Genomic DNA, 17,496 nt, shown 5'->3' on the forward strand with positions numbered 1-17,496 from the left:
CCCTATTATCTATTTTATCTATTCAACAGGGAAACTTCCATACAGGCCGCTAAAGCAGCCGTTTCGGTCCTTAAACGCGCTTCTCCCAGTGAGATTGGATGGAATCCCATCTGTAGTGCCAAATCAATTTCCTCTTCAGAGAAATCTCCTTCCGGACCAATTAGGATAATATAATGCTGGTCAGGCTCCAAAACCTGGTTTAAATACTTCTTTTCAGCGTCAACACAGTGTGCAATTGCCTTTTGAACACCTTCTTTTGGGATTTCTCTCAAAAACTGTTTAAACGATACTGCTGGATTTAGCTTGGGGAGATAGGCTTTCAACGATTGTTTCATCGCTGCAACAACCACCTTATTTAGACGATCTAATTTCACCTCTTTTCGCTCAGAATGCTCACAGATAACTGGAGTTATTTCTTGAATTCCAACCTCAGTCGCCTTTTCCAAAAACCATTCGATGCGATCAATATTCTTCGTTGGACCAACAGCAATATGCAAATGATATTTTGGCCGCTGAAAGTCTTCCGCAACATTTAAAATAGTGAGAACAGTACGTTTGGGGTGCGGATCAATAATTTGAGCTTCGTACAAACCACCGCGACCGTCTATGAGATGTAAACGATCGCCAGTATCCATACGAAGCACACGAATAGCATGTTTACTTTCTTCCTCACTAAGGATAAAATTTTCTAATGAAGGATTTAAATCCGGCGTAAAAAATAACTGCATGTGCTTTCGTTATTGTTTTATTCTTCTGTATCATCATCGGCCGATTCGACCAATTCCAATTTGACAAACTCTATGTTCTGCTGAGCCTTCCGGATAATAGTGAATACGTAGCCATATTCTTCTTTACGCTCACCGACTTCAGGAATCTTATCAAAGATTTCGCTCACCAGACCCGACATCGTATCGTAATCCTGACTCTCTGGTAATTCTATCGGGAGAAATTCATTCACATCATGAATACTAGCTCCTGCATCGACCATATATTCCGTTTCAGAGATACGTTCGACAACTGGAGTTTCCTCATCGTATTCATCTTGAATCTCACCAACAAGTTCCTCAACAATATCTTCAAGAGTAACCATACCCGCAGTCCCACCAAATTCATCCAATACAATCGCTAACTGTAGACGTTTTTGCTGGAACTCAGCCATTAGATCATTGATCTTCTTCGTTTCAGGAATGAAATAAGGCTTGCGCATGATATTTCTCATGACAACCTCTTTTCCTTTTGCTAATAGGGGTAAAATATCTTTCGTATGGACAACACCAACGATTTGATCGATATTATCCTCATAAATCGGCAGACGAGAGTACCCCTCTTCCGTCATGGTTTCTATCAGCTCAGAGGCATCAGCCGTGACCTCAACAGCCACAATTTTGGTACGAGGTACCATAATATTCTTAACGATACGTTCGTTAAAATCAAATACATTTTTGATTAACTCGTGCTCAGAAATATCCAGAGCACCAGACTCTTTACCTTTATCCAAAAGATATTGCAACTCCTCAGAAGAGTGAGCAGATTCCCCTTTGGTAACTTCAAATCCCAAAATCTTCAACAGAAAATTAGCGAAACCATTTAGAATCCAAATAAATGGTCTAAAGATAAAGTAGAAAAATTGCAGTGGAACCGCAATTTTCATTGTTGTTGCAACAGGTTTTTGAATCGCAATTGATTTAGGAGCGAGCTCTCCGAACACAATGTGTAACACAGTAATAATCGTAAAAGCCAATACATGTCCTGCATTGGTCGCGATAGTACCTGTCAATTCAACACCGAAAAAACCTAGTACCCCCTGCACAATTTGGGTCATCACAGCCTCTCCTACCCAACCTAAGGCAAGTGAAGAAAGTGTAATACCCAATTGTGTAGCGGCCAAATAACCATCCAAATGCTCCGTTATACTTTTGGCTATTGTAGCAACTTTGCTACCTGTTTTTGCCTGAACTTCAATTTGGGAGACTCGGACCTTTACAATAGCAAATTCTGCCGCGACAAAAAAGCCGTTGGCCAATACTAAAAACAATGTCCAAAATATATCGAGCGCCATGCTTGGGGTTATTTGTTAACAAATTCTTTTTTGTACAACTCGATAGCCTCGATCAAGATTCTTTGTGCTTCTTCACGTCCCTTTACACCTTCAACAATGACATGCTTCTTTTCAAGTGCTTTGTAACTCTCAAAGAATTGTACAATCTCTTTCATTGTATGCGGAGGTAACTGATCAATATCTTTAATGTAATTAAAAACCGGATCGTTTTTAGCTACCGCAATAATTTTATCATCTTGTTCTCCACCATCAACCATATTCATTACACCAATAACCTGTGCTTCAACCAATGTTAATGGTAAAATATCCACTGAACAAATGACCAAAATATCCAAAGGATCTTTGTCATCGCAATAAGTCTGTGGGATAAAACCATAATTGGCAGGATAAACGACAGATGAACTCATTACTCTGTCCAAAAGCAACAAACCAGTTTCTTTGTCTAATTCATACTTTCCTTTGGATCCGTTTGTAATCTCAATGATAGCATTTACGGCATTTGGAACATTCTCACCTGGAGAAACCATGTGCCAAGGGTTTTGTTTACTCATTTTTTAATTTACTGTATATTTTGTTTGTTTCTTTTATCTTTTATACGCTTTTTTAACAACGTTATTGCAATTGGTAAAAATGCAATAACAATCATACCAACGACAACATATTCTACATAATGTATAATCCAAGGGAACTCAATACCAAGGAAATATCCAGACAGGGTCAACACAAGTACCCAAATGGCAGCCCCAGCGACATTATACAGAACGAACTTCTTAAAATCTAATTTTACAACACCTGCGAAGATAGGTGCAAAAGTACGAACTATTGGAACAAATCTTCCTATAATTAAAGCTGTTCCTCCATATTTATGGTAAAATTCTTCGGCCATGACCACATATTTTCGCTTAAAGATGAAACTATCTTTTCGCTTAAACAGCATCGGCCCCGCTCGATAACCAAACCAATAGCCTGTAAAATTCCCTAATACTCCCGCAACAAACAACCCCAAACAAAGCGTGTAAATATTAACGTCAATTTTATTTAGCGCACAAAATAATCCTGCAAGAAATAATAAATAATCACCAGGTAGAAAAAATCCAAAAAATAGACCCGTCTCAGCAAATACAATTAAGATAACCAGATAAAACCCTCCTGAGCTCAATAGCTCCTCCGGGTTTAATAATTGTTGAAATGACAACAAAAGTTCATGCATAACCTTTAGTAAAAATCAATGTTGCGTTCCTTTTTTAGAACAAATCCTACGCTTATTCTTGTACAAATTTGAAACAACAAAGTACAAATATAGCATTCTTCTAAAAATCGAACGTAAATCAAGTGTAATATAATCTTTTCTAATTATTGATTTTGAGCAGTTATGCCGACGATAGACTCGCGAATAGTAGTCGCAATTTCATGAAGTTCGTCCTCTGCCAAGCTCAATTTAGGTCCAGCAAAATTTAAATCACTAATTTTATTAATAGGTACCAGATGTATATGTGCATGAGCCACCTCCAAGCCAACTACTGCTACACCGACTTTTACACAAGGAATCACCTTTTTAATACCTTGAGCAACAATCTTAGCAAAGACCCAAAGTGCCATATATTCATCATCCTCTATATCAAAAATGTAATCTGTTTCTTTCTTAGGGATCACCAGAACGTGCCCCTTAGCCAATGGACTGATATCCAAAAAAGCTAGAAAATCATTACTTTCTGCAACTTTGTAAGCTGGGATCTCCCCAGCAACGATTTTTGAAAAAATTGTCGACATATTATTCTAATCTTGGAATAAATCTTTTAAACAATAATCAGCAAACAACAGACTTTAAAATGCAAAGCCTTCGGTATGTTAGCAATTAAAAATTTAACTGCAAATTTTATCATACCCTGTTTTTCTACTGCCAACAAATATAAACAAAAAAGGTCGCGATTACTATATCACGACCTTCTTAATATAAAGTTAATTTGTGGATGTGCGGTTATGGCGTACCGCACATAACCGACATATATTATCTTGAAATCTCCACAATCTCGAATTCAATTTTACCAGCAGGAACTTCAATAACAGCTGTATCACCTTTCGATTTCCCCAACAAACCCTGGGCAATAGGAGACTTAACTGAAATCTTGCCCGACTTTAAATCTGCTTCTGACTCCGCCACCAATTGATAAGTCATTTCAGCACCATTCTTTTTGTTCTTGATCTTAACAATCGATAAGGCCAAAACTTTAGATGTATCTAATTTGGACTCATCAATTAAACGTGCTGTCGCCAATGTATTCTCCAAATTGGCAATTTTAGCCTCATGAAGACCCTGAGCTTCTTTAGCAGCATCATACTCTGCATTTTCTGACAAATCTCCTTTGTCTCTAGCCTCTGCAATAGCATTGGCAATTTTAGACCTTCCTTCCGTCTTCAGATAAGCCAATTCTTCTTTAAGCTTACGCAATCCTTCTTCCGTAAAATAAGTTACTTCTGCCATAATTTTATCTTTTTTCTTATTTTCTACTTTTTAAAAAAGAAACAAGACCATATTTCCCTCGTCAGGAAACATGGTCTTGCTTTGAATCTATACGAAGATAATAATTGTTTTCAACAAAACAAATTCTTACCCGTTAAATATAATTAAATCTCTTCCTCATCAACAAATTTATACCCCAGCCCCCGAACTGTTTGTAGATAATGTGGCTTATCTGGATTTGTTTCGATCTTTTTCCTCAAACGAACCACATGCATATCCAAAGTACGTGTGTTGACATTTGAGCTATAACCCCAGACAACCTCCATTAACTCCTCGCGTGTAATCTCCCGGCCTAAGTTCTGTAAAAAATGAAGCAAAATTCGGTTTTCCAAAATAGTCAACTCAACTTTCCTTCCATCACGTATTAGGGAATGAATATTTGGATGATGTTCCGTCTGACCAAATTTATACACCTCGGGACTGTTCTTAGGTAAGAAAAATTTCACCTTATTATCGATCATAGCAATAAGCACATCCATATTGAATGGCTTGCTAATGTAATCAGTCACACCAAAGCTATAGGCTTCAATTTTGTCCACATCTTGAGACTTCGCTGTCATCATGATAATGATATTCTCAAACCCGGCTTTACGGACATCTTCACAGATTTCGTTGCCTTCTTTTCCTGGAAGCATCCAATCCAACAAAACCACATCGGGTCTCTTTTCCAAGATCAAACTTTCCGCTTCATTCCCATTTCCACTTTGAATGACCTGATAGCCTTCGGATTCCAATCGATGTTTTACCAAGAACCGTAAGTTCTCATCATCTTCAATAACAGCAACAGTGATGTCTTTATTCATATTTAAATTTATTTTTTAAACCGGAAATACCAAGGTAAAGGTGGTCCCATGTCCCAATTGACTTTTTACTGTAATATCACCGCCTATAAATTCAGTAATCTCTTTACAGAAAGCCAAGCCCAAACCGATACTTCCTTGCTGATTATATTGACTTTTTATTCTATAAAACTTTTTGAAGATGTTGTTAAACTCTGCCTTCTCAATACCTATTCCTTCATCCTTAAAAGTGATAACAAAATTCTTCTTGTTTTGTTGTATCGCAATATCTAAGATTTTATGCCCCGCTTTCGAATATTTATAGGCATTATCGATCATATTTTGAAACACACTACTTAACAGTACCGGATCTGCAAGCATTGATGTCCTTACATCAATTTTTGTGCTAATCTTGAAATCCGCATATTTTATTCTTGACGAAGCTACTAGATTTTCGGTAAATTCCTCCAAATCAACTTCTTCTTTATTTAATTTTATGGTTTTATTTTCGATCTGACTAAAAGACAACAGCTTATTCATCAAGTTATTTAATCGGTCTGCCTCCTGATCTAATATATTTCCATACATTTTCCGTTCTTCATCAGAGAGTACCTGCGCACTCTTAATATTATTTCCAGCAATTTTAATAACACTCACAGGCGTCTTAAACTCGTGGGTAAGATTATTGATGAAATCGTACTGCAATTTAAAAAGTCTTCCGTTAATTTCTAAATTTCTATAAATTAAATATAATATTGCAATCAAAATAATATAAATCAGGGATACCCCTCCCAATACCGGCCAAAAACTGCGATTTATCTCTTTTGACAGAAAACTTTTACTCGACCTAAAAAGAAGTTTGTAGTCAGCTAAGGCTCCAGGTAACGGCATCTCCGTTGAAATCTCGTCATTTTCCGGCGTGATCGGAGCACCAACCAGTGGGACTATTTCTACTTTCTCATAAAGATTTGAATAACTATTTTTTACTTCCAGATACATTGGATCAATCTGAAAATTGAACATATCCTGTTCATATCCGACAGTATGATCCAAATTACCTTCCATAATGGACTTATAGACTATTAAGTCGTTGACCCTTGGAATATTCAGATAGGTAATCTGTCCAGGTCTTATGGTATAAAAAACCTTCAGTATATCCTTATCAGAAAGCTTGGCATTCGGTTGCAATTTATCGATATAAGTTGCCAGCTTCACACCAATATTATTAATCTCTTCGGAATGCAAGCCCATCTGCCCACGATCCCGAATCGTATTTTTGTTCAGGCCAGACCTGGAAACGGTAAAAAAAGTAATGGTTTTCGGTTGAATTCTAAGGTTATTAACAATAAAACCATAGTTCAAGTTATGATCATTATTAAATTGTAAATCAAAAAAACCAATTTCTCTAACGAATGGGTAGGAACTTAATATACTATATGCATATTTTCCCGCCTGGACTGAATCCAAAAAACCTTGATAAAAAGATACTTCAGGAATTCTATTCTGAAAAAAATCATTGAAAGGGACTAAGGTTTGATCAAATATCTCCGATTTTCGATTGGTAAATTCGTTCTTAATATGCGATTCTGTATAATTACGCGAAAGAAAAAGGGCAAATATATACAGACCACTAATCACGATGAAAAACATCAACAATAATCCGTAGTTTTTTCGATAGCTATATTTCTCTGCTTTCATAATCTCCCGCCCTTAGTCTACAAGATATTTCGCCAAAAACCGCTCCAACTCATTATAGTAACCAAAGACATTCTCGTCCCGTTTAAAAGTTCTATCCTCGTCCTCTTTTAGGATGTATTGTACGGGAATATTATTATTCTTTAATTTCTGTACAAATTGATTTGCATCTGTTACCGAACTAAACCTATCCTTTCCTCCCTGTACCAATAACACCGGTATCTTTACTTTATCCGAATGAAATACAGGTGAAATATTTTTAAATAGCTCAGCCTCCCGAATCGGATTCCCAACTACTTGATACATTTTCTGTACATACGATTTAAAATATGGTGGTATATCTCTAAAGTAAGTGAACAGATTGGTATAACCGGAATAAGACACGGCACATTTATAAAGATCAGAATTAAAACAAGCAGCGTGTAGCGCCGAATAGCCCCCAAAACCTTTCCCTACAATAGCGACACGTTCCCGATCAGCAATTCCTTCTTTAATCAACCATTTCACTCCATCGGTAATATCATCCTGAATCTTCCCTCCCCACTCTTTAAATCCAGCAGTCCAAAACTTCTTACCAAAACCAGTCGATCCCCTATAGTTCATCTGAAAAACCAAATAGCCCCTGTTTGCCAAAAACTGCGCTTCATTATCAAATCCCCAAACCTCCCGTCCGTTAGGTCCATCGTGGGGCAATACAACCATAGGCAGATTTTTGCGATTGGAATGAATGGGATAAGTTAAATAACCCGAAATCTGAATACCATCTCTCGCGGTATAAGTGATATACTCATTTGGCGAAAGTTCTTTGTCCTTTAGATCGGAATTATTATCTGTTAGCTTCGTTAATTTTTGTGTCGAAAAATCATAAAAATAAATCCCGCCCGGATTTACGTCCGTATAGGTTTTAACAATGACCTTATTCCCCGAAATATCAGTGTTCAATACCTGAAACTCAAAGCCATCAATCTGCTTCGACAATTGATCATATTTCTCTTTGGTAGCCTCATCAAAAAAATGTCTGTTCTGTCTTGATGTGCTATAATTGACAAATAACAGCTTATTCTGTTCAGTGAAATACCCCCCAGGGCTCACGTCAACATCTTTATGACTATATAGCTCGCCCAGCTCTTTTTGATTTACTAAATCATAACTTACCAAGGCTAGTTTATCCCGGTCTATATTAGATAAAGCATAAATAATGGCATTTGAACTATCCTTATAACCCAGTGGAGTAAAACTACTTTCAACATCACATCGTATAATCTCTTTAAATGGTTCTTTTTCTGAGCTTCTATAGAGCACAGATTGCTGTACAGAATCGTTGGCCACAGCCAATCGTACCTGCCCATCATTAGATACAACCCAGGAACTCATATTTCCGGGATTCTGTAAAACCAATTCCCGTGGCCTCCCGTCTAAATAGATACGATAAAGGTCAAAAAATGAGGAATCTCGGTCATTGATTCCCGCTATAAAACTATCCCCTCCGGTCGCCATAGCATGAATCCATCGAAACCGACCTCGTACCGGTTTAATCAATGGCCAAATCTTTTCTGTGTTGATGTCCACAGCATATAAACGTAAACTATCCTGCGAAGATTGTTCCGTCAAAAAGGAAATTTTTGAATCATTGTTCCAAGCGAAGGATTTTACATTAATATCATTTTGATAAGTAAGCTGTTTGGAACTATCCTTATTGATCAAATCTATTAAATAGATATTTTTACAATGATTATCCAAGCCAATGTAAGCTATAAATCGACCATTTGGAGAAATCTTAAAATTTGATTTTTCAGGTGTAGAAAAAAATTGATTTATTGGAATAAGATCAACACTATGTCGTCGACACCCCAACATGATCATGGCAGAAAAAAACAAACCTATCCAAAATTTCATCCTCATAATCCCAAATACATCCTTATCATTTATTCCAAATATTGCAATTAAATACGGAATTGCATGAAATGCAACCTTATTTTTACAAGATATAGTAATTAAATGTAATATTCAAACTTATCTCGGTTCTGTCCTTTAGAATCTTTTTTATAGCAAAAAAATAGCGTATTTTTGCATATGTTTTTATACAATGTCTCCGTTATAGCAGAAGAAACAATCCATCAAGAGGTCGTTTCATGGATTCAGGATCATATCGTGCAATCCCAAAAATTTCAAGTGCATTTTCTGGAAATGCTCCAGTCTCCACATGAAGGTATGACCTACTGCATTCAGGTTGTACTCCCTTCAGAAGACCATATAGCAGATTTTCAGCAAGTACATCTAATCCCATTACAACAACTCATTTCGGAAGTATATAAAGACAAGGTGTTCCTTTTCGACAGTACCATGAAGTATCTAAAAAAATAAAAGAGCTCTTTGGAGCTCTTTTATTTTTTTAGATCATTAATACCGTTGCTATCTTCTTCAAGGTTCTTATTATCCTTTTCACCTATCTCTGCCGCCAATTCATAGCGCGGATCATAACTGATTTTTGGCGTTAAAAAATGAAGTAAAATCAAACGGGCATATCTAAAATTAAAAGGTGCGAAGACCAAAATAGTTACAGCTAGACCAATCAGATAAGACCAAGGAGACTCGCTTCCGGTCAAAATTGCGATAGCAACAGATACAGTAACAATCTCAGCGACAGACAAAGCATAACTCACATACATGGCAGCATAGAAATACCCCGGCTCAACCTCGTACTTGACACCACAATAAGGGCAAGTATCATTCATATGCTGCTTGTGTAAACTGTATACCTTTCCTACAAATACATTACCAATATGACACTTCGGACATTTGGAATGTATCATTGCATGGAATTTGGATGTGGGCATGAAGAATCTATTTTATTTCGTTTAAAAATTTCTTTGTTACAGGGTTCTTCTTACGGTATTTTTTATACCATAAATAACCAAGGCCCGCCGCAGCTAGATAAGGTATTACCAATAGAAACAAAATACCGTCATTCAGACCTCTTCCTTGCATATTTCCTTCCTTCGTAGAATTCTCAGCGGTCAATGTACACATCGCACACTGTCCGTACGAAACAGACACAGCCGAGCAGCTTAAGGTAAATATTAGGAGTAAATATTTAAACCATTTCATAACACAAAGGTACTGAAATTTTAACGATTAGCGTGCCAAAGATTCAAATTTATCCCAAAAGCCATCTTTCGGCAAAGAAGCGGTCAATTCCATCTTATCCTTTTTTATTGGATGCGTAAAGGCCAATGAACGAGAATGTAAACAAATACTGCCCAAAGAACTACCTCTTGGATATCCATACTTATTATCACCAACAATAGGACATCCCATCGCTGCAAGTTGCGCACGAATCTGATGTGTACGACCTGTTAAAGGCTCTACGCGCAGCAAATAGAATCCATTCAACTCACCCACCAATGTATAATCCAACTCGGCATAACTTCCGCCTTTCACCTCGCGTGGAAAGGCCTTTGTTACCCTTGTTTGTCTATTCCGAACCAACCAATTGATAAGTTTCCCCTCAGTTTTTCGCGGACGCTGTCTGACTATTGCCAAATAGGTCTTTTTCACATGTCTATCCTGAAAAAATTTATTCATTCGCTCTAGAGCCTTGCTTGTTTTGGCGAACAAAATCATACCACTAACAGGTCTATCTAATCGATGAATAACACCAACAAATGCTTCATTTGGCTTATCATATTTCTTTTTCAAATATACTTTCACCATATCTTCTAAAGATAGGTCTCCTGTTTCATCCACCTGCACAATATCCCCGGCCTTCTTATTTATAGCTATGAGATGATTGTCTTCGTAAATGACGTCTTTATCGGTTATTTCGCTGTGATTCATTTCTTTCAAATCTAAAAGGGTTATCCAAATGCTATACAGTGCTAATACCTGTTGAGTTGGATCCCATAATGACGCTATTATTTATTAAAAAAGGCCCTACGCAAGCGTACAGCCTTTCCTTATGTTCTTTTTTAACACAACTTATTTTGCAGTGTCCGCTTTAAGCAACTCAGCTTTTTTCGCATCTTCCTTCATCTTCTTTTTAAAGAAACCACGCAACAAGAAATTATGTTGTAGCGCTTCCATATTCTCGTCCAGTTTGGATGTGCTCGAATTTAAATTATTGATTGCCGATTTAATTTGATTTGCCGATGCCGGGTCATTCAATAACACACCCACCGCATTATCTTTATCATTCAATCGACTTGAAGCATTATTCAAATTGTTTATCAACGCATTTGCTGTCTGAGAAACTCCTTGCAACTGCGCTGCAGACTGACGCAGGTTAGAGAATATAGCGGTATCAGTCGTTAAATCATGGATCAAGCCCTTATTGCTATTTAAAGAGTTTGTCAAGGTAACCAAATTAGCAGATGCTTTATTCGCATTATTCATTGCAGCACTGATTGACAATAACGTAGCACGCAATGTATTAACCATAGAAGTATCGGTCAACATCGCTCCAACCATTCCTTTTCCGTCCGCCAATCCACGTGATATTTCTACAAAGTCAGTAGTAATCTTTGCTAAGTTTTCATTATTTACCTGCAATGTTTCCATCATTGCTTCCATGTCCGCAGTCTTCGCCGAACGCAAGAAATCACCCGTCTCCACTGTTGGCGCATTTTGCGACCCCCCAGAAATCACTACAATCTTGTTACCAATCAAACCGTCCGAGCCCAATTTTGTTACAGCATCTTTACGAATATATTCAGCAGATTTCTCCTCGATTGTCAATACCACCTCAACATCCTGCACGCTTTTAAAATGTATATTCTTAATGATCCCTACCTTAACCCCAGAAAACCACACATTACTTCCCACTTTCAATCCAGCGACATCGGGAAATGAAGTCGTAATTTCGATATTTCTAGTAAATTTCTTTTGCTGGCTACCCAAAACAAAAATACCCGCTAAAAGAATCAATACGCCTAAAAAAACAAAAATACCGACAATGATTGCTCTTTTATTTTCTGCCTTACTCATGTATATTATAGAATAAAATTATAATTATAAAACGCTCTTACACGTGCGTCATCTGTATCAAAAATCTCTTCAAAAGACCCCTGTCTTTCAAACTTGCCATCCAACAACATCACAATACGGTCTCCCACTTCTTTCGCACAAGCTAAATCATGCGTAATAATAATTGATGCTGTTTTATACCTCTCCTGAACCTCATTAATCAATCCATTAATCTCCAAACAAGTGATCGGATCTAGTCCTGCTGTTGGTTCATCGTACATCATGATTTCAGGTCTAAGAATCAGTGTGCGCGCAATACCAATTCGTTTACGTTGTCCACCCGACAACTCCGATGGCATCTGATTGATAGCTTGCGAAAGCCCTACTCCATCCAAAACCTCTTCTACAGCGTGGTTGATCTCCGAACGTGTTAAGTTCCGTTTATTTCGAACCAATGGAAATTCCAAATTTTCGCGCACAGTCATACTGTCATAAAGTGCACTATTCTGAAAAGAAAACCCTATTTTCAAGCGTAATTCACGCAGTTCGCGATCATTTAATTCAAGAACTGACTCTCCCAAAACATTGATCGTCCCCTCATCAGGTCTTAATAAGCCCGAAATCAATTTGATCAACACTGATTTCCCTGTTCCAGAACGCCCAAGCACAACGAGATTTTCTTCTTTATATAAATCCAGGTTGACACCACGTAGGACGTGATTATCACCGAAAGATTTGCTAACATCCCTAATTTCAATGACCGGCTTCGAATGGTCGATGGTTGATTTAATCTTTTCCATAGCTCACTATCCAAAGAACGATAAAACTTGAACAATAATTATTTCCTCAATAAATACAAGGAACATCGAAGCGACAACGGCCGCATTGGCCGCCTTACCCACACCTTCAGTCCCCTTTGAAGAAAAATAACCGCAATAACAACTTACAGCTCCAATAGTAAAACCAAATATAACCGCACGCAAAACCATAGCACCTAAATCCTTAAATGCTATTGTCTCAAATACCTGCGTAAAAAAACTCAAAAAGCTTAAGTCGTCTTTACTCATCATACTTAGGTAACCACCTAAAAGACCTATACCCGCTACATAAAAACATAGTACAGGAATTCCAATAGTTGTAGCTAATATTCTACTTACAATAAGATATTTATATGGATTAGTTCCCGAAACTTCCATGGCATCGATTTGCTCCGTGACATTCATCGAACTTAGTTCCGCACCAATTTGCGAGCCCACTTTACCCGAAGCAATTAAAGCTGTTACCAGCGGTGCAAGAGCACGAACAATAGCAATCGAAATAAGCGAAGGCAACATCGAAGTCGCCCCGAATTCTTCCAAAGAAGGACGCGATTGTTTTGTAAAAACAAATCCAACAATAAATCCCGTTAAACTGATCAAAGGCAAAGATTTGTAGCCTATTTCATAGCACTGGCGGACAATTTCTTTAAATTCATATGGTGGAGTTACCAATTCGCGCCAAAACCGTAGCAAAAAACGGTGAATGTTTGCGAATTCTAGAAAAAAAGTCTGAAGTTTTTTAGCCATTTAAATGATGTCTATTTCAAATTAATGTGTCATAAAACACGTCTTATGCTGAACAAACACGTAGCAATTCGAGCGGTAAAGGTAAATAAAAAATATGTATCTAAAATTGTCGTTTATGTAAAAAGATCATCAATTTGACTTTTATATAAAAAAAATCAGATTTCCAGTGTACCGATTAAACCATTTTATACGTTATGCTGTCATAATAACAAAGACAATACAATAGAGTTTTGTCACACTTTTAAATATTACAGTCATGAAAAATTTAGGCAACATAAAATATTGGGTACTTGGTTTTATAGGTATCGCTTCTTTTTCAAGTTGCGCGACTTCAATGGCCCAACGGGGTGGATATAATGGTTATAACAATTATAACAATGCTGGAGTTTCGTTCCAGATGTTCTATGATCAACTCTCCCCTTACGGACAATGGGTTAATGACCCCAATTATGGCTATGTTTGGATTCCGGACGTTGGCCCGAACTTCCAGCCTTATGCCACCAATGGTTATTGGACAATGACCGACTATGGTAATACCTGGGTATCCAACTATGACTGGGGTTGGGCTCCATTTCACTATGGTCGTTGGAACTACAATGACCGTTATGGTTGGGGATGGGTTCCTGACTATGAATGGGGACCAGCATGGGTAAATTGGCGTCAAAGTAACGACTACTACGGTTGGGCACCAATGGGTCCGGGCATGAGTATCAATGTATCCGTTAATATTCCGATGAACTTCTGGACATTTGTGGGAGTCAATCACTTTATGAATAGGGACATGGATAGGTATTACGTTAATCGAAGAAATTACAATAATATCTATAACAGAACCACCATTATCAACAATACAACGATAATAAACAACAACTATTATGTTGGTGGACCGCGAAGATCTGACATCGAACGTTCGACAGGAAGAAGCGTAACGGTTAATAGAATAGCAAATGTCGATAGACCTGGGTCTGCCCGCAGTAGCAGCAATCGTAGTAATGAAATCAGTATGTACCGTCCAAATGTAGACCGTAATACAAGATCTTCTGCACGTCCTACAAATGTCGTAGATGCTTCTACCCGAACACGAAATAACAATAGTGAGATTTCAGATCGAACCAATCGTGTCATCGGCAATCGAGATAACATCGACTCAAGATCAGGAAGTCGTGAGTTATATATTGATAACAGTGGAAATGCTTCTGTAAGGTCTAGTAATGATGCCAACAGCGGTGGCTCGAGCCGTAGTTCAAATAATAATACGAGAACCAGCGACAATGGAACTGTAAATAGAAATACGAACGGTACACAACCTAATTCGAATAACTATGATTTTAGAACGCGATCAGGTCGCCAATCGGATGCTTCAAACAATAACAACCCTACATCTACCAGTAGAGATAGACAAAATGGCTCCGTTGATAATAATGGTGTTGTAAACGGCAGAAGTACAGACTACAATAGAAACACAGATTATAATTCTCGTTCGCGGTCAAATGCGAACAGCAATGATCAGACTGTGCCTCCACGAGTAGTTCAACCGACAACGACACCGCAACGAAATGGAAATTATGATGGCAGCAGAACACGTTCTAGCCAACCAGTATCGCAGCCTGTTCAAAATGGAAATAACGATGCTGGCAGCAGGACCCGCTCGAGCCAACCGGTATCGCAACCTGTAGCACAACCAACTCAAAATCGGAGCTACGAAAACACAAGAAGTAGATCAAATACAGACAATTCATCGTCCGTATCTCGATCAAGGTCTTCAGAAAGCTCAGGTGAACGTAGCTCTGGACGTTCTTCACAAGGATCAGAAAGATCTAGAACAAGATAATGACAGCCGAATAAAATAATAAGTCAAATGAGGCGGGTAAAATAAAAAATTTTACCCGCCTTTTATATACATGTCTTTTTATATTTATCATGAACAATCCATACATTTTCACGTTAATTAGTAAATTTACCGCTTCAAACAAAAAAACAGATCGATAAAGATGGCTTCATTTACCTCTATATTAGATAATGACTTTTACAAATTCACCATGCAGCATGCTGTGGTTAAGTTGTTTCCAAAGGCCAAGGCACGTTATCATTTTATTAACCGGGGACATCATAAATTTCCCGATGGTTTTGACGTACTCCTGAAGGAGGCCGTCAATGAAATGGCTAATTTGAAGTTAACAAAAGCAGAAAAGTCTTTTTTTGCCAGAACTTGTCCTTATATAGACCCCACCTATTTTGACTTTCTTCAAGGTTATCGCTACGATCCCGAAGAGATCAAAATATTCCAGGATGGCCCCGACCTTGAAGTCATTATCGAAGGGTACTGGTACCGTACTATTCTTTGGGAGGTTCCGTTGATGTCGCTCATCTGTGAACTTTTTTATGAATCCCAAGGTTTACAACGTGCCTCGGATGCAGAAGTAATCGCCACGGCCAAAGATAAAATCGAAAAATATAAAAAACTCAATATCACAATTGCTGATTTTGGCACCCGCAGGCGTCATTCTTATGAAGTCCATGATATGGTCGTTCGCACACTGAAGCAATATGGCGAAAAAACATTTATAGGGACCAGCAATGTACATTTAGCAATGAAATATGAGACGAAACCAATTGGCACACACGCCCATGAATGGTTTATGTTTCACGCCGCCAAATACGGTTATAAAATGGCCAATCTACTTGGCCTTGAACATTGGTCTGATGTCTACCGGGGTGACCTCGGAATAGCACTGTCGGACACCTATACTACAGAAGTTTTCTTTCAGCAATTTGATAAAAAGTTAACCAAATTATTTGATGGAGTCCGTCACGATAGCGGCGACCCACTTGAATTTACAGATAAGGTTATTGCACACTATAAGAAAAATGGAATCAATCCCCTCTCAAAGACAATCATATTCTCGGATGGCCTAGACTATGAGAAGGTCGAAAGAATCGCGAGCTACTGTGAGGGGAAAATCTTGCATTCCTTTGGCGTTGGTACCAATTTCACCAATGATGTGGGACTCAAACCCATGAATATCGTCATTAAGATGACTGATGCTTTGCCAGAAGATGATCAATGGACACCAGTTATCAAACTATCTGACGAACCAATGAAACATACAGGAGATGAGGACTCCATATATATTGCAAAAAAAGTATTAATGATTGATGATGACAATGCATAGAGATGTATACGGTGAGGCCTTAGATGATTACTTTGTACATCAAGAAGAAAAGTTCCCTTTAATACTCCATACAAGTTATGGCGACCAAGATGAAATGCCCGTCGAGATTTTCTTTCGGGAACCCGATGATTTTCCTGAACTGGAATTTATTGGTCTATCTTTATGTGATGGACGTGTACTTGATGTTGGAGCCGGAGTTGGCAGCCATAGCCTGTACCTACAAGAAAAAGGTTTTGAAGTAGATGCACTGGAACTCTCGCAAACCGCTTGTCATATTATGCAACAACGCGGGGTACAACATATTATCTGCGAAGATTTCTTTAAATTCGAAGGCCAAAAATATGATACGCTATTGCTTTTAATGAACGGAATAGGTCTTGCCGGCGATGTAGATGGTTTTCGAAAACTATTACAACATAGTAAAGAGTTACTGACTGAAAATGGCCAACTGATTTTTGACTCTTCAGACATCAGTTATTTGTACAAAGATTACAACATCAAAAAACCAGCGCATTATTTTGGGGAAATTCAATACCAGTATGAGTACAAAGGGACTCGAGGAAATCTTTTCAAATGGCTCTATTTAGACCAGGATTTATTGATCAAAATTTCACACGAACTGGGTTGGGTTGTCCAAATTTTATATGAAGATGAGAATGATCAATACCTCGTCCGCATGGAACTAAAAAAATAGCCTGTTGTTTATAACAAGCTATTTTTTTTATTATTTCTGTGTTCTTAT

The 17,496-nt window shown here is 37.9% G+C and carries 19 protein-coding genes; 4 read left to right on the forward strand and 15 right to left on the reverse strand.

What is annotated here, in order from left to right:
• Positions 1-14: 14 nt before the first annotated feature.
• From HS960_RS13380 to HS960_RS13420, 9 genes are all read right to left on the reverse strand, one after another.
• Entirely contained in the window at positions 15-728 is a 714-nt protein-coding gene (locus HS960_RS13380) for a 16S rRNA (uracil(1498)-N(3))-methyltransferase (protein WP_153845015.1), read from the reverse strand.
• A gap of 17 nt (positions 729-745) precedes the next feature.
• A complete protein-coding gene (locus tag HS960_RS13385) occupies positions 746-2,059 on the reverse strand; it encodes a hemolysin family protein (RefSeq protein ID WP_153845016.1) in 1,314 nt (437 codons plus the stop codon).
• An 8-nt stretch (positions 2,060-2,067) separates the two neighbouring features.
• Positions 2,068-2,610 carry an inorganic diphosphatase gene (locus HS960_RS13390; protein WP_115047605.1) on the reverse strand — a complete coding sequence of 181 codons (543 nt, stop codon included), beginning with the start codon at positions 2,608-2,610 and terminating at the stop codon, positions 2,068-2,070.
• Between the two features lie 8 nt (positions 2,611-2,618).
• Positions 2,619-3,269, reverse strand: a complete 651-nt coding sequence (locus tag HS960_RS13395) for a DedA family protein (RefSeq protein ID WP_046674211.1) — start codon at positions 3,267-3,269, stop codon at positions 2,619-2,621.
• 143 nt (positions 3,270-3,412) lie between these two features.
• The gene (locus tag HS960_RS13400; RefSeq protein ID WP_153845017.1) at positions 3,413-3,829 is read right to left on the reverse strand and encodes an HIT family protein; all 417 of its coding nucleotides are present in this window, start codon (positions 3,827-3,829) and stop codon (positions 3,413-3,415) included.
• A gap of 238 nt (positions 3,830-4,067) precedes the next feature.
• A complete protein-coding gene (gene greA / locus HS960_RS13405) occupies positions 4,068-4,541 on the reverse strand; it encodes a transcription elongation factor GreA (protein ID WP_046674213.1) in 474 nt (157 codons plus the stop codon).
• Positions 4,542-4,684: 143 nt separating this feature from the next.
• Positions 4,685-5,383 (reverse strand): response regulator transcription factor, encoded by a 699-nt coding sequence (locus HS960_RS13410; RefSeq protein WP_046674214.1) that lies wholly within the window; start codon positions 5,381-5,383, stop codon positions 4,685-4,687.
• 15 nt (positions 5,384-5,398) lie between these two features.
• Entirely contained in the window at positions 5,399-7,057 is a 1,659-nt protein-coding gene (locus tag HS960_RS13415; RefSeq protein ID WP_153845018.1) for a sensor histidine kinase, read from the reverse strand.
• A 12-nt stretch (positions 7,058-7,069) separates the two neighbouring features.
• Positions 7,070-8,950: an alpha/beta hydrolase family protein gene (locus tag HS960_RS13420; protein WP_153845019.1), complete on the reverse strand. Its 1,881-nt coding sequence runs from the start codon at positions 8,948-8,950 to the stop codon at positions 7,070-7,072.
• A 177-nt stretch (positions 8,951-9,127) separates the two neighbouring features.
• Between HS960_RS13420 and HS960_RS13425 the strand changes: the two genes are divergently transcribed.
• Complete coding sequence (locus tag HS960_RS13425; RefSeq protein WP_153845020.1) at positions 9,128-9,418, forward strand: DUF4286 family protein; 291 nt, start codon at positions 9,128-9,130, stop codon at positions 9,416-9,418.
• Positions 9,419-9,438: 20 nt separating this feature from the next.
• On the opposite strand, the gene HS960_RS13430 is transcribed toward HS960_RS13425, so the two are convergent.
• The 6 genes from HS960_RS13430 to HS960_RS13455 form a co-directional block, all read right to left on the reverse strand.
• Positions 9,439-9,789 carry a DUF983 domain-containing protein gene (locus HS960_RS13430; RefSeq protein ID WP_227550108.1) on the reverse strand — a complete coding sequence of 117 codons (351 nt, stop codon included), beginning with the start codon at positions 9,787-9,789 and terminating at the stop codon, positions 9,439-9,441.
• A 109-nt stretch (positions 9,790-9,898) separates the two neighbouring features.
• Positions 9,899-10,162, reverse strand: a complete 264-nt coding sequence (locus tag HS960_RS13435; protein WP_153845021.1) for a hypothetical protein — start codon at positions 10,160-10,162, stop codon at positions 9,899-9,901.
• 27 nt (positions 10,163-10,189) lie between these two features.
• Entirely contained in the window at positions 10,190-10,891 is a 702-nt protein-coding gene (locus HS960_RS13440; RefSeq protein ID WP_153845022.1) for an RluA family pseudouridine synthase, read from the reverse strand.
• 141 nt (positions 10,892-11,032) lie between these two features.
• Complete coding sequence (locus HS960_RS13445; protein WP_153845023.1) at positions 11,033-12,037, reverse strand: MlaD family protein; 1,005 nt, start codon at positions 12,035-12,037, stop codon at positions 11,033-11,035.
• Positions 12,038-12,042: 5 nt separating this feature from the next.
• Complete coding sequence (locus HS960_RS13450; protein WP_120336563.1) at positions 12,043-12,816, reverse strand: ABC transporter ATP-binding protein; 774 nt, start codon at positions 12,814-12,816, stop codon at positions 12,043-12,045.
• A 6-nt stretch (positions 12,817-12,822) separates the two neighbouring features.
• Positions 12,823-13,581, reverse strand: a complete 759-nt coding sequence (locus HS960_RS13455; RefSeq protein ID WP_075991659.1) for an MlaE family ABC transporter permease — start codon at positions 13,579-13,581, stop codon at positions 12,823-12,825.
• 256 nt (positions 13,582-13,837) lie between these two features.
• Between HS960_RS13455 and HS960_RS13460 the strand changes: the two genes are divergently transcribed.
• The 3 genes from HS960_RS13460 to HS960_RS13470 all read left to right on the forward strand — a co-directional run bounded on the left by HS960_RS13460 (position 13,838) and on the right by HS960_RS13470 (position 17,448).
• On the forward strand, positions 13,838-15,412 hold the full coding sequence (locus HS960_RS13460; protein WP_159729259.1) for a DUF6600 domain-containing protein: 1,575 nt from the start codon (positions 13,838-13,840) through the stop codon (positions 15,410-15,412).
• A 160-nt stretch (positions 15,413-15,572) separates the two neighbouring features.
• Positions 15,573-16,754: a nicotinate phosphoribosyltransferase gene (gene pncB, locus HS960_RS13465; protein WP_153845025.1), complete on the forward strand. Its 1,182-nt coding sequence runs from the start codon at positions 15,573-15,575 to the stop codon at positions 16,752-16,754.
• Entirely contained in the window at positions 16,738-17,448 is a 711-nt protein-coding gene (locus tag HS960_RS13470) for a class I SAM-dependent methyltransferase (protein ID WP_228280329.1), read from the forward strand. Before pncB ends, HS960_RS13470 begins: the two co-directional genes overlap by 17 nt.
• Positions 17,449-17,496 lie beyond the last annotated feature (48 nt).

Source organism: Sphingobacterium paramultivorum, assembly GCF_014109745.1.
Lineage (GTDB): Bacteria > Bacteroidota > Bacteroidia > Sphingobacteriales > Sphingobacteriaceae > Sphingobacterium > Sphingobacterium paramultivorum.

Bases quoted from the DNA above. Each gene is read 5' to 3' on its own strand.
- HS960_RS13380 (WP_153845015.1), bottom strand. From the start codon at position 728: ATGCAGTTATTTTTTACGCCGGATTTAAATCCTTCATTAGAAAATTTT.
- HS960_RS13430 (WP_227550108.1), bottom strand. From the start codon at position 9,789: ATGAATGATACTTGCCCTTATTGTGGTGTCAAGTACGAGGTTGAGCCG.
- HS960_RS13425 (WP_153845020.1), top strand. From the start codon at position 9,128: ATGTTTTTATACAATGTCTCCGTTATAGCAGAAGAAACAATCCATCAA.
- HS960_RS13435 (WP_153845021.1), bottom strand. From the start codon at position 10,162: ATGAAATGGTTTAAATATTTACTCCTAATATTTACCTTAAGCTGCTCG.
- HS960_RS13395 (WP_046674211.1), bottom strand. From the start codon at position 3,269: ATGCATGAACTTTTGTTGTCATTTCAACAATTATTAAACCCGGAGGAG.
- HS960_RS13400 (WP_153845017.1), bottom strand. From the start codon at position 3,829: ATGTCGACAATTTTTTCAAAAATCGTTGCTGGGGAGATCCCAGCTTAC.
- greA (WP_046674213.1), bottom strand. From the start codon at position 4,541: ATGGCAGAAGTAACTTATTTTACGGAAGAAGGATTGCGTAAGCTTAAA.
- HS960_RS13450 (WP_120336563.1), bottom strand. From the start codon at position 12,816: ATGGAAAAGATTAAATCAACCATCGACCATTCGAAGCCGGTCATTGAA.
- HS960_RS13385 (WP_153845016.1), bottom strand. From the start codon at position 2,059: ATGGCGCTCGATATATTTTGGACATTGTTTTTAGTATTGGCCAACGGC.
- HS960_RS13455 (WP_075991659.1), bottom strand. From the start codon at position 13,581: ATGGCTAAAAAACTTCAGACTTTTTTTCTAGAATTCGCAAACATTCAC.
- HS960_RS13470 (WP_228280329.1), top strand. From the start codon at position 16,738: ATGATGACAATGCATAGAGATGTATACGGTGAGGCCTTAGATGATTAC.
- HS960_RS13445 (WP_153845023.1), bottom strand. From the start codon at position 12,037: ATGAGTAAGGCAGAAAATAAAAGAGCAATCATTGTCGGTATTTTTGTT.
- HS960_RS13420 (WP_153845019.1), bottom strand. From the start codon at position 8,950: ATGAAATTTTGGATAGGTTTGTTTTTTTCTGCCATGATCATGTTGGGG.
- HS960_RS13415 (WP_153845018.1), bottom strand. From the start codon at position 7,057: ATGAAAGCAGAGAAATATAGCTATCGAAAAAACTACGGATTATTGTTG.
- HS960_RS13460 (WP_159729259.1), top strand. From the start codon at position 13,838: ATGAAAAATTTAGGCAACATAAAATATTGGGTACTTGGTTTTATAGGT.
- HS960_RS13440 (WP_153845022.1), bottom strand. From the start codon at position 10,891: ATGAATCACAGCGAAATAACCGATAAAGACGTCATTTACGAAGACAAT.
- HS960_RS13410 (WP_046674214.1), bottom strand. From the start codon at position 5,383: ATGAATAAAGACATCACTGTTGCTGTTATTGAAGATGATGAGAACTTA.
- pncB (WP_153845025.1), top strand. From the start codon at position 15,573: ATGGCTTCATTTACCTCTATATTAGATAATGACTTTTACAAATTCACC.
- HS960_RS13390 (WP_115047605.1), bottom strand. From the start codon at position 2,610: ATGAGTAAACAAAACCCTTGGCACATGGTTTCTCCAGGTGAGAATGTT.